The organism is Aromatoleum petrolei (genome assembly GCF_017894385.1).
GTDB lineage: Bacteria > Pseudomonadota > Gammaproteobacteria > Burkholderiales > Rhodocyclaceae > Aromatoleum > Aromatoleum petrolei.
In genome coordinates, this window is sequence record NZ_CP059560.1 from 2,598,842 (window position 1) to 2,612,583 (window position 13,742).

16 protein-coding genes are annotated in these 13,742 nt (G+C 66.5%); 7 read left to right on the top strand and 9 right to left on the bottom strand.

The features are described from left to right. Nucleotides 1–21: 21 nt before the first annotated feature. Genes ToN1_RS11890 through ToN1_RS11900 form a run of 3 tightly spaced genes read left to right on the top strand, consistent with a single transcriptional unit; the run spans nucleotide 22 to nucleotide 3,014 of the window. A complete protein-coding gene (locus ToN1_RS11890) occupies nucleotides 22–843 on the top strand; it encodes a class II glutamine amidotransferase (RefSeq protein ID WP_169207048.1) in 822 nt (273 codons plus the stop codon). A gap of 18 nt (nucleotides 844–861) precedes the next feature. After that, complete coding sequence (locus ToN1_RS11895; RefSeq protein ID WP_211162166.1) at nucleotides 862–1,335, top strand: HIT family protein; 474 nt, start codon at nucleotides 862–864, stop codon at nucleotides 1,333–1,335. 38 nt (nucleotides 1,336–1,373) lie between these two features. Further along, nucleotides 1,374–3,014, top strand: coding sequence for a hypothetical protein (locus tag ToN1_RS11900; RefSeq protein WP_169207046.1), 1,641 nt, complete (start codon nucleotides 1,374–1,376; stop codon nucleotides 3,012–3,014). Here the strand turns inward: ToN1_RS11900 and phoR are convergent. Beyond that, nucleotides 2,956–4,269 (bottom strand): phosphate regulon sensor histidine kinase PhoR, encoded by a 1,314-nt coding sequence (gene phoR, locus ToN1_RS11905; protein WP_169207069.1) that lies wholly within the window; start codon nucleotides 4,267–4,269, stop codon nucleotides 2,956–2,958. The genes ToN1_RS11900 and phoR overlap by 59 nt on opposite strands. Nucleotides 4,270–4,330: 61 nt before the next feature. Then, nucleotides 4,331–5,035 (bottom strand): phosphate regulon transcriptional regulator PhoB, encoded by a 705-nt coding sequence (phoB, locus tag ToN1_RS11910; RefSeq protein WP_169207045.1) that lies wholly within the window; start codon nucleotides 5,033–5,035, stop codon nucleotides 4,331–4,333. Between the two features lie 161 nt (nucleotides 5,036–5,196). Between phoB and ToN1_RS11915 the strand changes: the two genes are divergently transcribed. From ToN1_RS11915 to ToN1_RS11930, 4 genes are all read left to right on the top strand, one after another. Next, nucleotides 5,197–5,619, top strand: coding sequence for a gamma-butyrobetaine hydroxylase family protein (locus ToN1_RS11915; RefSeq protein WP_169207044.1), 423 nt, complete (start codon nucleotides 5,197–5,199; stop codon nucleotides 5,617–5,619). Nucleotides 5,620–5,621: 2 nt separating this feature from the next. Next, a complete protein-coding gene (gene ubiE / locus ToN1_RS11920) occupies nucleotides 5,622–6,359 on the top strand; it encodes a bifunctional demethylmenaquinone methyltransferase/2-methoxy-6-polyprenyl-1,4-benzoquinol methylase UbiE (protein WP_169125707.1) in 738 nt (245 codons plus the stop codon). Nucleotides 6,360–6,427: 68 nt separating this feature from the next. After that, entirely contained in the window at nucleotides 6,428–7,279 is an 852-nt protein-coding gene (locus ToN1_RS11925; RefSeq protein WP_169207043.1) for a Tim44 domain-containing protein, read from the top strand. Between the two features lie 31 nt (nucleotides 7,280–7,310). Next, entirely contained in the window at nucleotides 7,311–7,913 is a 603-nt protein-coding gene (locus ToN1_RS11930) for a ubiquinone biosynthesis accessory factor UbiJ (RefSeq protein ID WP_169207042.1), read from the top strand. 101 nt (nucleotides 7,914–8,014) lie between these two features. Here ToN1_RS11930 and ToN1_RS11935 read toward each other — a convergent pair whose 3' ends face one another. The 7 genes from ToN1_RS11935 to atpE are packed head-to-tail and all read right to left on the bottom strand — an operon-like array spanning nucleotide 8,015 to nucleotide 13,680. Then, nucleotides 8,015–8,440: a F0F1 ATP synthase subunit epsilon gene (locus ToN1_RS11935; RefSeq protein WP_169125710.1), complete on the bottom strand. Its 426-nt coding sequence runs from the start codon at nucleotides 8,438–8,440 to the stop codon at nucleotides 8,015–8,017. Nucleotides 8,441–8,493: 53 nt separating this feature from the next. Continuing rightward, nucleotides 8,494–9,894 carry a F0F1 ATP synthase subunit beta gene (atpD, locus tag ToN1_RS11940; protein ID WP_169207041.1) on the bottom strand — a complete coding sequence of 467 codons (1,401 nt, stop codon included), beginning with the start codon at nucleotides 9,892–9,894 and terminating at the stop codon, nucleotides 8,494–8,496. Nucleotides 9,895–9,920: 26 nt separating this feature from the next. Beyond that, the gene (gene atpG / locus ToN1_RS11945; protein WP_169207040.1) at nucleotides 9,921–10,790 is read right to left on the bottom strand and encodes a F0F1 ATP synthase subunit gamma; all 870 of its coding nucleotides are present in this window, start codon (nucleotides 10,788–10,790) and stop codon (nucleotides 9,921–9,923) included. A 21-nt stretch (nucleotides 10,791–10,811) separates the two neighbouring features. Beyond that, the gene (gene atpA / locus ToN1_RS11950; RefSeq protein WP_169207039.1) at nucleotides 10,812–12,350 is read right to left on the bottom strand and encodes a F0F1 ATP synthase subunit alpha; all 1,539 of its coding nucleotides are present in this window, start codon (nucleotides 12,348–12,350) and stop codon (nucleotides 10,812–10,814) included. Between the two features lie 12 nt (nucleotides 12,351–12,362). Beyond that, a complete protein-coding gene (locus tag ToN1_RS11955) occupies nucleotides 12,363–12,899 on the bottom strand; it encodes a F0F1 ATP synthase subunit delta (protein WP_169207038.1) in 537 nt (178 codons plus the stop codon). A gap of 3 nt (nucleotides 12,900–12,902) precedes the next feature. Continuing rightward, on the bottom strand, nucleotides 12,903–13,376 hold the full coding sequence (locus tag ToN1_RS11960) for a F0F1 ATP synthase subunit B (RefSeq protein WP_169125715.1): 474 nt from the start codon (nucleotides 13,374–13,376) through the stop codon (nucleotides 12,903–12,905). 58 nt (nucleotides 13,377–13,434) lie between these two features. Continuing rightward, complete coding sequence (atpE, locus tag ToN1_RS11965) at nucleotides 13,435–13,680, bottom strand: F0F1 ATP synthase subunit C (protein WP_050414076.1); 246 nt, start codon at nucleotides 13,678–13,680, stop codon at nucleotides 13,435–13,437. Nucleotides 13,681–13,742: the final 62 nt, after the last annotated feature.

The window sequence follows — 13,742 nt, forward strand, 5'->3', positions numbered from 1 at the left end:
AACACCCTCGGGGGACGCGCGATGTGCCAGCTCCTCGGAATGAACTGCAACGTGCCGACGGACATCTGCTTCTCGTTCGCCGGCTTCCAGGCGCGCGGCGGCGCCACCGACGTGCATGCCGACGGCTGGGGCATCGCCTTCTTCGAGGGGCGCGGCGTGCGCGTCTTCCTCGATCCCCAGCCCAGCGCCTCGTCGCCGGTCGCGGAGCTGGTGCGCAGCTACCCGATCCGCTCGCTCAACGTCATCGCGCACATCCGCAAGGCCACCCAGGGCCAGGTCACGCTCGACAACACCCACCCCTTCCAGCGCGAGCTGTGGGGCAGCTACTGGATCTTCGCGCACAACGGCAACCTGCTCGATTACGCGCCGCACTTCGACGGACGCTTCCTGCCGGTCGGCAACACCGACTCGGAGGCCGCGTTCTGCGACATCCTGCAGCACCTCGCGGCCGAATTCCCCGACGGCCCGCCTCCGCCCGAGGCCCTGTACGCGGCCCTGCGCCGCCTCGCGATCCGCATCGGCGCGCACGGCCCGTTCAACTTCCTGCTCTCCAATGGCGACTACCTCTTCGCCCATTGCTCGACGCGGCTCACCTACATCGTCCGACAGGCCCCCTTCACCACCGCGCATCTCTCCGACCAGGACCTCAGCGTCGACTTCAGCCAGCTCACGACCCCCGCCGACCGCGTCGCCGTGATCGCGACCGCGCCGCTGACCGACAACGAGGTGTGGCACGCGATCCCGCCCGGCACCCTGCTCGCATTTCGGCATGGCGCGATCGAAACGCTGGGCGAGGCGACGACCATCGCCGGGAACCCCGCCGCCGGCGCGGGCAGCGTGTAGATTTCACTTCGCAGCTTCATGCCGAAAGGCTACAGTCCGACTTTCACCATAGCGCCGAAGGGGAAACCCGTGTCCGATTGCCCACTGTGTCTGGCCGCCAACGAAACCCTGGTCTGGCGCGACGGCAGCTGCCGCGTCATCCTCATCGATGAACCCGGCTATCCGGGCTTCTGCCGCGTCGTGTGGAACCACCACAGCGCGGAGATGACCGACCTCAATGCCGGCGAACAGCGCCATCTCCTCAACGTCGTGCTCGCGACCGAAGCCGCGCTGCGCCAGCTGATGCGCCCGGACAAGATCAATCTCGCAAGCCTCGGCAACATGGTCCCGCACCTGCACTGGCACGTCATCCCGCGCTTCGCCGACGACGCCCACTTCCCGCAATCGATCTGGAGTGCACCGCTGCGCACCGCCGCGCCGCGCACGGCCCCGCCGGTGGCCAGCCTCACCGCGACGCTGGTCGCGATGCTCACCGAACAGACCGCGGGATGAGGCCCGCGCACCCTGAGCGAACGCACAACGGAGAACCCATGGGTTATCACGATCCCGTCGAATGCCTGGAGCTGCTCGCCAGGCTGCATCCGCTGAACGTCGACGAGACCCACCGGCTGCTGTCCGAGATGGTGACGGCACTGCTGCGCACCCCGCCCGCACCGGAACGACACCTCGAGATCCTCGAAGCCGCGCGTCCGCACGTCGCATATGCGCAGTCCACGATGGCCAACCGCTACGCCTCACATCCGCTTCCTCCCGACAGCGTGGAGAACGAGACGCTGAGCAGCGTCATCGCGCTGTGGCAGGCGATGGCCCGCTCCTACGGCCTGGTTGCACGCACGAGCGGCGCCGAACTGCGGCCGACCGACCAGCGCGCGCTGCTGGCGCAGCGGCGCATCCACTACGCGGGGATGGTGCCACTCGAATACTTCCGCGCCCACCGCGCAATCCCCCGAGGGACATGGACGGCACTGCACGACAGCTTCTGCGCCGCCGAGGCACAGGGCGTCGCGACGATCCGCGTCCCCGATGCGCTCAACGACATCTGGAAGGCCCAGAGTCCCGCCGAAGCCTTCGTCGCCGTGCTGCTCGTCGACCTCGCCAACCCTTACGGCCGCAGCGAGCGCGACCTCGGCTGGGTATGCCGCTGGGCGCAGCGCTTCGCCCCGTATTGCGAGCTGCGCGGGGCGCCCGACGGCGAAACCCCGCAGCCGGCCAGCTACGGACTCGACCTCGGCGCCGACCACGGCCTGCGTCCCGTCGGTGTGCTGACGCCCTCGGCCAACCTGCGCCGCTTCGACGGCAGCAAGCTCGCCGGCCAAATCCAGGCGGTCCTCAAGCAGTTCAAGCAAGGCGTCACGCCCTCCTCACTCGGACTCGGCGCCGACTGCCCCGTGGACGCCTGCTCCAGGCTGCTGCTGTCGCTGTACCGCCCCTGGGGCTTGGCCTCCGCCGGGCGGCGCTTTCCGCGACGCGGGACGCAGGGGCGCGCCGAACTCACTGTCGGCTGGTCGTCGATCGCCTTCCACGTCAGCGGCAAGGTCTTCGAACAGCCCCCGCTGTACGCCACGCAACGCAGCCTGCGCAGCGACATCTCGCTCCTCACCTTCGGCGAACGCGTCGCCCAGGCCGATAATCCCCGCTGGAACGAAAATGAACGCCGGCGCGCGGCCGCGCGGCTCGGCTTCGCTTGCGAGCACTGGCAGGTCGCCGACCACTCGGTCAGCGGCTTCCGTCTGTACCAGGATCCCCATACCCAGCGCCTCGAACACCACCAGCTCGTCGGCGTGCGTCCGCCCGACGGCGAGCAGTTCCTGCTCGCGCAGCTCAGCTGGCTCATGTATCGCGCCGACGGCGTCATGGAAGCCGGCGTGCAGGTGCTTCCGGGCTTGCCACGCGTCGTCGCGGTGCGCCCCTTCGGCCTCGCGGGCAACCTGCACGAAACCTTCCTCGAGGGCTTCATGCTGCCCCCCACGCCGGCGCTGAAGGCGGGCGCCTCGCTGATCCTGCCGTCCAAATGGTTCCAGCCGCAACGCGTCATCGAAGTTTTCGACCGCGGCGAGCGTTACCAGCTGCGCCTCGTCAAGGCGCTCCTGCGCGGCCCCGATTTCGTTCAGGTCAGCTACGAAGCGCTGGAAGCGCCGGCTCCAGGCGCGAAGCCGGGAAGCGCGCGCTGAAGCGGCTCCCCTTGCCGGGCGCGCTGACGATGCGCAGCTCGGCCTGGTGGCGCGACAGGATGTGCTTGACGATCGCCAAGCCCAGGCCGGTGCCGCCCGTCTCGCGCGAACGTCCGCGGTCGACGCGGTAGAAGCGCTCGGTCAGGCGCGGGATGTCCTCGGCCGCGATGCCGATGCCGTTGTCCTCGACCGCGAATTCCCCTGGGCCGTCCGCGCAGCGCCAGCTCAGACGGATGCGTCCCCCGGCAGGAGTGTAGCGCACCGCATTGCTGGCGAGGTTGGCGAACGCCGAGCGCAGCTCCTTCTCGCTCCCCAGCAGGATCGCGCAACCGCCGCGCACGTCGATGTCGGCCTCGATCTCGTGCCGCCCGTTCGACAGCAGACGCGTATCCTCGGCGATGCTCTGGACCAGCGCGGCGACGTCCACGCGCTCCTCCACCGCCGCCGGCGCGCCCGTCTCGAGGGCGGACAGCGCCAGCAGATCCTCGATCAGCGCCTGCATGCGCAGCGACTGCTCCAGCGCCAGCTGCAGGAAGTGCGTCACGTCCTCCGGCGTGAAATCGTCGCGGCCGTCGATCAGCGTCTCGAGGAAGCCCGTCACCACGGTCAGCGGCGTGCGCAGCTCGTGCGACACGTTGGCGATGAAGTCGCGCCGGATCGTCTCCAGCTTCTCCAGCTGGCTGATGTCGCGCGACACCACCATCTTCTGCTTGTCGCCGAAGGGCACCACCTGCACCAGCAGCGTGAGCCCCGCGCGGCGCGTCGAATGCAGCACCAGCGGCTCCGCATAATCGCCGCCCTGCAGGAAGCGCACGAACTCCGGCTCGCGCACCAGCGTCGTCACCAGCGCCCCGTGGTCGCGCCGCCCGTCGATGCCGAATTGCTGCTCGGCCTTGCGGTTGAGCCACTCGATGCGGTCGTTCGCCGACAGGTACAGCACCCCGTCGGGCATCGCCTGGCTGGCCTCGTGGAAGCGGTCCAGCGCGCCCGTCAGGCGTTCGCGCAGATCGGCCGAAGTGCGCGAACGCCGGTCCAGGTCGTAGAAGATGTGCGCCCAGATGCCGACCCCGGCGGGCAGCGAAACTTCCGTCGGCGTGTGCGTCCATTCGACCAGGCGCTGCAGGTTGATGAGCTGCCAGGCGAGCATCCCGAGGAGACCGGCGAACAGCATCGCCAGCGCCGCGACCTTGCCGCCGATCGCACCGACGATCAGCGCCAGCAGCGCGACCAGGCCCAGCACGCGCAGCGCCTGCATCCACACGTATCGCGATTCGGGTCTGATGAGAGGCTCCCGCCGGTATCTGTCCGTCCGGATCTTACACGCCCGCCACCGCCGGCTGCGCCGACAGGCGGTAGCCGCTGCCGCGCACCGTCTGGATCAGCCCGTCCTGGCCGACCGGTTCGAGCGCCGCGCGCAGGCGCCGCACATGCACGTCCACCGTGCGCTCCTCGACGAACACGTGGTCACCCCACACCTGGTCCAGCAGCTGTGCGCGCGAATGCACGCGCTCCGGATGCGTCATTAGGAAATGCAGCAGGCGGAACTCCGTCGGGCCGAGCGCCACCGGCCGCTCCCCCGCGGAGACGCGGTGCGTCGCCGGATCGAGGCACAAGCCTCCCAGCGCCACCGGATCTTCCGTCGCCTGCGGCGCGCGCCGGCGCAGCACCGCCTTGATGCGCGCCACCAGCTCGCGCGGGCTGAAAGGCTTGGTGATGTAGTCGTCCGCGCCCATCTCCAAGCCCGCGACCTTGTCCTGCTCTTCGCCGCGCGCCGTCAGCATGATGATCGGGATTGCGCGCGTGCGCTCGTCCGCCCGCAGGCGACGCGCCAGCTCGATGCCCGACATTCCCGGCAGCATCCAGTCGAGCAGCACCAGGTCCGGCAGCGCGTCGCGCACGATGCGCTGCGCTGTCTCGGCGTCACCTGCGCGCACCACATGATGCCCCGCACGTCCGAGGTTGGCGGCAATCAGCTCCTGGATCGCCGGTTCGTCTTCCACTAGCAGGATGTTCGCGGCCATATTCACACTCCATGTCGTCGCACGCAGTGTATTGCAGGAAATTGACGATTTTGTGACAGGTCACGCGCCCGCAATACTCGTCTCGGCCCCGCCCGCGCGGCACGGGCCGGCGCCGAATCGGGTATGATTGACATCCCCTCCAACAACGAGCAGGGGCAAGCATGGCCGGCCTCGACGACGATACCCCCATCCCCACCGCACTCACCCTGCACCGCAAGTCGCGCGTGCTCGAAATCGCGTTCGGCGAAGACCGGCAGTACTCGCTGCCCTTCGAATTCCTGCGCGTGTATTCGCCCTCCGCCGAAGTCCGCGGTCATGGCGTGGGGCAGGAGACCCTGCAGGTCGGCAAGCGCGATGTCGAACTCCTCGACATCGAACCCGTCGGCCACTACGCGGTGAAGCTGGTGTTCTCCGACGGCCACGACAGTGGCCTCTACTCCTGGGACTACCTCCACATGCTCGCCACGCAGCACGACACGCTGTGGCAGCAATACCTCGACCGCCTCGCCGAGGCCGGGGCGAGCCGCGACCCCGCCGACAACCCACCGCCCGCCCCGAAGCACGGCTGCGGCCACAAGCACTGAACATGAACGACAAGACCACCCACTTCGGCTTCCAGACAGTCGCCGAAGGCGAGAAGCAGCAACGCGTCGCCGAAGTCTTCTCCTCGGTCGCGACCAAATACGATGTTATGAACGACCTGATGTCCTTCGGCCTGCACCGGCTGTGGAAGGCGTTCACGATCCAGATCTCGGGCGTCGGCCGCGGCGACCGCGTCCTCGACGTCGCCGGCGGCACCGCCGACCTCTCGCTCGCCTTTGCCAAGCGCGTCGGGCGCGAAGGCCAGGTGTGGCTCACCGACATCAACCACGCCATGCTCTCGGTCGGCCGCGACCGCGTCCTCGACCGCGGCTACGCGCTGCCGGTCGCCCAGTGCAACGCCGAGAAGCTGCCCTTCCCCGACAACTGGTTCGACTGCGTCACCGTCGCCTTCGGCCTGCGCAACATGACGCACAAGGACGCCGCGCTGGCCGAGATGCGCCGCGTGCTGCGTCCGGGCGGCCGGCTGCTGGTGCTCGAATTCTCCAAGGTGTGGGGACCGCTTTCCCCCGTCTACGACCTCTACTCCTTCAAGATCCTGCCGTGGATGGGGCAGAAGGTCGCAGGCGACGCCGACAGCTACCGCTATCTCGCCGAGTCGATCCGCATGCATCCGCCCCAGGAGGAGCTCAAGGCGCTGATGGAACAAGTCGGTTTCAAGCGGGTCGACTACTTCAACCTCAGCGCCGGCATCGTCGCGCTGCACCGCGGCTACAAGGTCTGAACGCCGCCGGCGCTGCCGCACGCGGCTCCGCCGGGTGCCGCACAATGTGCCATGGAGCGAATCGAGCCATGAAGAAGTCCATTCTCGCCCTCCTTGCGGTGGTCGTCACGCTCGGCCTGGGTATCGCCGACGCCGAGGCGAAACGTCTCGGCGGCGGCAGCAGCCTCGGCATGCAAAGGCAGATCAGCCCCCAGCAGGCGCCGCGGCAATCCGCGACGCCCGCCCCGCAACCATCGCAGTCCACCACCGCCACGACGCAGCCCAGACGCTCCTGGATGGGCCCGCTCGCCGGCCTGGCCGCCGGCTTGGGCCTCGCGGCGCTGTTCTCGCATCTCGGCCTGAGCGAGGAACTCGGCTCGCTCCTGATGATCGCCCTAATGGTGTTCGCGGGCATGGCCCTGTTCCGCATGCTCACGCGCCGTCCGGCCGCCACCCGCGCCGGCCCGGGCATGCAGTACGCCGGCGCCGTCGAGGGTAGCGGCGCCGCGCCCCGCTACGTTGACGCCTCGCTCCCCGGCGGAGGCGGCGACGCCGGCACGCGCGCATTCCCGCATGACTTCGATGCCGAGGCCTTCGCCCGCCAGGCCAAGGTCAATTTCATCCGCCTGCAGGCCGCCCACGACGCAGGCAATCTCGACGACATCCGCGAGTTCACCACCCCCGAGATGTACGCCGAGATCCGCCTGCAGATGGCCGACCGCGGCACGAGCGAACAGCACACCGACATCGTCGAACTCGACGCCCAAGTCCTTGAAGTCGTCGAGGAGGCGCAGCGCTACGTCGTCAGCGTGCGATTCACCGGCCTGCTGCGCGAGGACCCGGGCGCGCCACCGGCCTCCTTCGACGAAGTCTGGCACCTCGCCAAGCCGGTCAACGCCACCGGCGGCTGGGTCATCGCCGGCATCCAGCAGGTCGCCTGAGTCCCCGCCGCAGCGCCGCCCCTCCGAGAATATGTCCGTACTCAATTTCGGCACCCGCGGCGCCCAGGCCGCCATCAACCACCTCCTCGCGCGCGCCGACTGGGCGCGCGAACGCCTCGCCCCGCACGCCGGCCGTTGCGCGCGAATCAGCGTCGAGCCGCTCGCGCTGACCTTCGCCATCGACCACGACGGCTACCTCGTCGACACCGAGGACGAGCGCGCCCCCGACGTCACCCTCTCGCTGCCGCTCTCGGCCTTGCCCGGCCTAGCGAGCGGGGACGCGAACAGACTCATGAACGCTGTACGCATAGAGGGCAGCGCCGATCTCGCCGACACCCTCGGCTTCGTCTTCCGCAACCTGCGCTGGGACGCGGAGGAAGACCTGTCGCTCGTGTTCGGCGACATCCTCGCGCACCGCATGGTTGAAGGCGCCACGGGCCTGCGGCGCATGCACGAGCGCGCTTGGGCGGGCCTCACCGGAAACCTCGCGGAATATCTCGCCGAGGAACAACACGCTCTCGTCACCCGCGCAGCGCTGCAGGGCCTTGGCGAACAATTGCGCGTGCTGCGCGACGACCTCGCGCGCCTCGACAAGCGTCTCGGCCGGCTCGGCACGGCGGCACGCCGCGCCTGAACTGCCCGCCACCTCGCAAGGCGGGCCGGAAATGGAAAGGGCAATCCTCGCGGACTGCCCTTTGTGCTTCAATCGCGCCGCAACTGCGGCGCGGGTGGCGATCAGTGACCGCGCTTGCGCAGCTTCTGGATCGCGGCGATCTGGGCGATCGCTTCGGCCAGCTCTGCCTGGGCCTTCGCGTAGTCCAGCTCCGACGACTTGTTCTGCAGCGCCTCTTCCGCCATACGCTTGGCTTCGAGGGCCTTGGCCTCGTCGAGATCCTTACCCCGGATCGCGGTGTCCGCCAGAACGGTGACCAGTCCCGGCTGAACTTCAAGAATGCCGCCGGCGACGAACACCAGCTCTTCATCCGCCTGATCCGGCACCTTCACACGCACCGCGCCCGGCTTGATCCGGGTCATCAGCGGCATGTGGCCGGGCAGGATCCCGAGTTCGCCCGCTTCGCCCGGAAGCGCAACGAACTCCGCCAGGCCGGAAAAGATCTGCTCTTCCGCGCTGACGATGTCCACGTGGACCGTCATTGCCATGTTGACTCCTTTTCAAGGCCGCGCGACAGCGGACTGCCGCGCGGCGGCCCAGATTACTGGAGCTTCTTGGCCTTCTCGATGGCCTCTTCGATGCCACCGACCATGTAGAACGCCTGCTCCGGCAGGTGATCGCACTCACCGTTGACGATCATCTTGAAGCCCTTGATCGTCTCCTTAAGCGGCACGTACTTGCCCGGCGAGCCGGTGAACACTTCCGCGACGTGGAAGGGCTGCGACAGGAAGCGCTGGATCTTCCGCGCACGCGACACGGCCAGCTTGTCTTCCGGCGACAGTTCATCCATGCCGAGAATCGCGATGATGTCGCGCAGTTCCTTGTAGCGCTGCAGCGTCATCTGCACCTGGCGGGCCACACCGTAGTGCTCTTCACCGACGACCAGCGGGTCGAGCTGGCGCGAAGTCGAGTCGAGCGGATCGACGGCGGGGTAGATACCCAGCGCGGCGATGTCACGCGACAGCACGACGGTCGAGTCGAGGTGCAGGAAGGTCGTTGCAGGCGACGGGTCGGTCAAGTCGTCCGCAGGGACGTACACGGCCTGGATCGAGGTGATCGAGCCGACCTTGGTCGAAGTGATGCGCTCCTGCAGGCGGCCCATTTCTTCCGCCAGCGTCGGCTGGTAGCCCACCGCGGATGGCATACGGCCCAGCAGCGCGGACACTTCGGTACCGGCCAGCGTGTAGCGGTAGATGTTGTCCACGAAGAACAGGATGTCGCGGCCTTCGTCGCGGAAGCGCTCGGCCATCGTCAGGCCGGTCAGCGCGACGCGAAGACGGTTGCCCGGGGGTTCGTTCATCTGACCGAACACCATCGCAACCTTGTCCAGAACGTTGGAGTCCTTCATCTCGTGGTAGAAGTCGTTGCCCTCACGGGTACGCTCGCCCACGCCGGCAAACACCGAGAGACCCGAGTGCTGCTTCGCGATGTTGTTGATCAGCTCCATCATGTTCACGGTCTTGCCCACGCCGGCGCCGCCGAACAGGCCGACCTTGCCGCCCTTCGCGAACGGGCACACCAGGTCGATAACCTTGATGCCGGTTTCGAGCAGGTCGACCGACGGGGACAGCTCGTCGAACTTCGGGGCCTTCGCGTGAATCGGACGCAGCTCGTCGGCTTCGACCGGGCCGGCTTCGTCGATCGGGCGACCCAGCACGTCCATGATGCGGCCCAGCGTGCCGTGGCCGACCGGCACTGCGATCGGCTTGCCGGTACCGGCAACCTTCATGCCGCGGCGCAGGCCGTCGGACGAACCCAGCGCGATGGTACGCACCACGCCGTCGCCCAGCTGCTGCTGGACTTCGAAGGTCAGACCTTCTTCCGCGAAGGAGTCGGCGGCGCTTTCGAGCTTGAGCGCGTCGTACACCTTCGGCATGGCTTCGCGGGGGAACTGGATATCCACCACGGCGCCGATACACTGAACGATAGTTCCTTGACTCATCGTCGTTTCCTTAATTCAATAATCCGTTACACCGCGGCGGCGCCGCTGACGATCTCCGACAGCTCCTTCGTGATCGCGGCCTGGCGGGTCTTGTTATAGACCAGCTGCAGTTCGCCAATCACGTTCTTGGCATTGTCGGAGGCGGACTTCATTGCCACCATTCGCGCACTCTGTTCGGAAGCCATGTTCTCCGCGACACCTTGGTACACCAGCGCCTCGACGTAACGCACGAGCATTTCGTCGATGACCACCTGCGGGTCGGGCTCGTAGAGGTAATCCCACGAGCTCTCGGGTGTGCCCAGCTGTTCGCCGGAGAGCGGGAGCAGCTGCTCCAGCACCGGCTCCTGCTTCATTGTGTTGATGAAGCGCGTGTAGGCAATGTAGACCGCGTCGAGCTCGCCGTTCTGGAACGCGTCGAGCATGACCTTGACCGGGCCGATCATCTTTTCCAGGTGCGGCGTGTCGCCCATCTGCACGACGTGCGACACGACGTTCGCGCCCATACGCTGCATGAAGCCGAAACCCTTGTTGCCGATGCAGCAGGCACGGATATCGGAAACGCCGTTGGCGTTCCATTCCTTCATCGCGTTCAGCGCGACACGCTGGATGTTGGTGTTGAGACCGCCGCACAGACCCTTGTCGGTAGTGACGAGGATCAGGCCCACCCGCTTGACCTGGTCCTTCTGGACCAGAAAGGGGTGCTTGTAGTCGGTCACATTGGCCTGGGACAGGTTCGCGGCGAGTCGGCGGATCTTCTCGGCATAGGGACGGGCAGCACGCATCCGGTCCTGCGCCTTGCGCATTTTGGATGCGGCCACCATTTCCATGGCCTTGGTGATCTTGCGCGTGTTTTGCACGCTCTTGATCTTGGTACGGATTTCCTTACCGCTAGCCATATTCCGTCTCCGTCCGCGGCCTTAGGCCCAGCTCTTCTTGAACTCTTCGATCGTGGCGACGAGTTGCTTCTCGCCGTCGGCGTCGAGCTCCTTGGCGGACAGGATCTTGGAGACCAGCGCGGCGTTCTTCGTCTTGACGAACTGCTGCAGGCCGTTCTCGAAGGCGAGCACGCGGCCGACTTCGACGTCGTCGAAGTAACCGTTGTTCACCGCGAACAGCGTGATGGCCATTTCCGCGATCGACATCGGCGCGTACTGGACCTGCTTCATCAGCTCGGTCACACGGCGGCCGCGCTCGAGTTGCTTGCGGGTCGCGTCGTCGAGGTCGGACGCGAACTGCGCGAAGGCCGCGAGTTCGCGGTACTGCGCGAGGTCGGTACGGATACCGCCGGAGAGCTTCTTGACGACCTTGGTCTGCGCGGCGCCACCGACTCGCGACACCGAAATACCGGCGTTGATCGCGGGCCGGACACCGGCGTTGAAGAGGTCGGTATCAAGGAAGATCTGGCCGTCGGTAATCGAGATCACGTTGGTCGGAACGAACGCGGAAACGTCGCCGGCCTGGGTTTCGATCACGGGGAGTGCGGTCAGCGAACCCGTCTTGCCCTTGACTTCGCCGTTGGTGAACTTCTCGACGTAGTCGACCGAGACGCGCGAGGCGCGCTCGAGCAGGCGCGAGTGCAGGTAGAACACGTCGCCGGGATAGGCTTCGCGGCCCGGCGGGCGGCGCAGCAGCAGCGAGATCTGACGGTAGGCCCAGGCCTGCTTGGTCAGATCGTCATAAATGATCAGCGCGTCCTGGCCGCGGTCGCGGAAGTATTCGCCCATCGTGCAGCCCGAGTACGGGGCGATGAATTGCATCGCGGCGGACTCGGAAGCGGTCGCGGCGACGACGATGGTGTATTCCATCGCGCCGTGCTCTTCCAGCTTGCGCACCACGTTCGCGATCGTCGAGGCCTTCTGGCCGACCGCAACGTAGACGCAGAACATGTCCTGGCCTTTCTGGTTAATGATCGCATCAACGGCGACGGCGGTCTTGCCGGTCTGGCGGTCGCCGATGATCAGCTCGCGCTGGCCACGGCCGATCGGCACCATGGAGTCGACCGACTTCAGGCCGGTCTGCACCGGCTGCGACACCGACTGACGCCAGATCACGCCCGGCGCGACCTTCTCGATCTTGTCGGTCAGCTTGGCATTGATCGGGCCCTTGCCGTCGATCGGCTGACCGAGGGCGTTGACGACGCGGCCGACCAGCTCGGGGCCGACCGGCACTTCGAGAATGCGGCCCGTCGCCTTGACGGAGTCGCCTTCGGTGATGTGCTCGTATTCGCCGAGAACCACCGCGCCGACGGAGTCACGCTCGAGGTTGAGCGCGAGGCCGAAGGTGTTGCCGGGGAATTCCAGCATTTCGCCCTGCATAACGTCCGCCAGGCCGTGGACGCGGGTGATGCCGTCGGTAACCGACACCACCGTACCCTCGTTGCGCGACGTGGCTGCGAGCTGCAGGTTCTGGATCCGGCTCTTAATCAGATCACTGATTTCAGAGGGGTTGAGTTGCATCTGGGTATGCTCCTAGTTCTTTAGCGCAGCGGCCATGTTCGCGAGTTTGCCGCGGACCGAGGCGTCGATCACTTCGTCGCCGATGGCGATACGGACCCCGCCGATGAGTTCGGGGTCGAGGCTCACGCTGATGTTCAGCTTCGACTTGAAACGGCTTTCAAGATCGGCTTTCAGTGTTGCCAGGGTCGCATCGTCGAGCGGGAAGGCGGAGGCGATTTCGGCCTCCTTGACGCCCTCATGTTCGTTCTTGAGATCGACGAACAGGTCACGGATCTCCGGAAGCACCTGCAGGCGCTCGTTGTCCACGAGGACGCGGACGAAGTTCTGCAGTTCGGGGGTCAGGCCCTGACCCGCAACGTCGACGAACAGCTGGAACAGCTGCTGCGCCGACAGTTTCGGATCACTGATGCAGGCCCGCATCGCGCTGTCCGCGGCAATCGCGGCCAGACGATCGAGTGCTTCCGACCAAGGCCCCAGCGCACCTGCCCCGCGGGCCAGCTCGAAGGCGGCATCCGCATAGGGGCGCGCGATGGTGACGTTCTCGGCCATGACTTATTGCAGTTCCTGTTTCAGGTTGGCGAGCAGGTCGGCGTGCACCTGGGCGTTGATCTCGCGACGCAGGATGCGCTCGGCACCGGCCACGGCGAGGTTGGCGACTTGGTCGCGCAGGGCTTCCTTGGCGCGCTGCGCAGCGGCACCGGCTTCGCCCTGGGCTGCTTCACGCGCCTGGGCAATGATGCGCGCGGCTTCGGCGCGGGCTTCGTCGAGAACGGTGGCGGCCTGCTTTTCAGCGGCCGTGCGCACGTCACCCGCGGATTCGCGGGCCTTGCGCAGTTCCTCGACGACCTTCTTCTCGGCGAGAGAAAGGTCGGCCTTTGCCTTGTCCGCAGCCGCAAGCCCGTCCGCGATCTTCTTCGCGCGCTCGTCGAGTGCCTTCACGATGGGGGGCCACACGAACTTCATGGTGACCCACGCCAGAATGAAGAACACAACGAGCTGGGCAATCAGGGTTGCGTTCAAATTCACTGTTCTTGCTCCTCAGTTGTGTTCAATGAGGCCGATGGAGGCCAAATGAGCGAACCGATCAGAGCTGGAACGGGTTGGCGAAGGCGAACATCATCGCGATACCGACACCGATCAGGAACGCGGCGTCGATCAGACCGGCCAGCAGGAACATCTTGGTTTGCAGCGCGTTCATCAGTTCAGGCTGACGGGCCGAAGCTTCGAGGTACTTGGAACCCATGATGCCGATACCGATACAAGCACCGATAGCACCCATACCGATGATCAGACCGGCGGCCAGCGCAACAAAACCCAGAACGTTTTCCATGACGACTCCTTAAGTAAGAGATTGAAGTTAAAAAGAAACCAGTTACGACTACAAGACTACAA

Coding starts and splice junctions, on each gene's coding strand:
- ToN1_RS11890 (WP_169207048.1), top strand. CDS start 22: ATGTGCCAGCTCCTCGGAATGAACTGCAACGTGCCGACGGACATCTGC.
- ToN1_RS11895 (WP_211162166.1), top strand. CDS start 862: ATGCCGAAAGGCTACAGTCCGACTTTCACCATAGCGCCGAAGGGGAAA.
- ToN1_RS11900 (WP_169207046.1), top strand. CDS start 1,374: ATGGGTTATCACGATCCCGTCGAATGCCTGGAGCTGCTCGCCAGGCTG.
- phoR (WP_169207069.1), bottom strand. CDS start 4,269: ATGCAGGCGCTGCGCGTGCTGGGCCTGGTCGCGCTGCTGGCGCTGATC.
- phoB (WP_169207045.1), bottom strand. CDS start 5,035: ATGGCCGCGAACATCCTGCTAGTGGAAGACGAACCGGCGATCCAGGAG.
- ToN1_RS11915 (WP_169207044.1), top strand. CDS start 5,197: ATGGCCGGCCTCGACGACGATACCCCCATCCCCACCGCACTCACCCTG.
- ubiE (WP_169125707.1), top strand. CDS start 5,622: ATGAACGACAAGACCACCCACTTCGGCTTCCAGACAGTCGCCGAAGGC.
- ToN1_RS11925 (WP_169207043.1), top strand. CDS start 6,428: ATGAAGAAGTCCATTCTCGCCCTCCTTGCGGTGGTCGTCACGCTCGGC.
- ToN1_RS11930 (WP_169207042.1), top strand. CDS start 7,311: ATGTCCGTACTCAATTTCGGCACCCGCGGCGCCCAGGCCGCCATCAAC.
- ToN1_RS11935 (WP_169125710.1), bottom strand. CDS start 8,440: ATGGCAATGACGGTCCACGTGGACATCGTCAGCGCGGAAGAGCAGATC.
- atpD (WP_169207041.1), bottom strand. CDS start 9,894: ATGAGTCAAGGAACTATCGTTCAGTGTATCGGCGCCGTGGTGGATATC.
- atpG (WP_169207040.1), bottom strand. CDS start 10,790: ATGGCTAGCGGTAAGGAAATCCGTACCAAGATCAAGAGCGTGCAAAAC.
- atpA (WP_169207039.1), bottom strand. CDS start 12,350: ATGCAACTCAACCCCTCTGAAATCAGTGATCTGATTAAGAGCCGGATC.
- ToN1_RS11955 (WP_169207038.1), bottom strand. CDS start 12,899: ATGGCCGAGAACGTCACCATCGCGCGCCCCTATGCGGATGCCGCCTTC.
- atpE (WP_050414076.1), bottom strand. CDS start 13,680: ATGGAAAACGTTCTGGGTTTTGTTGCGCTGGCCGCCGGTCTGATCATC.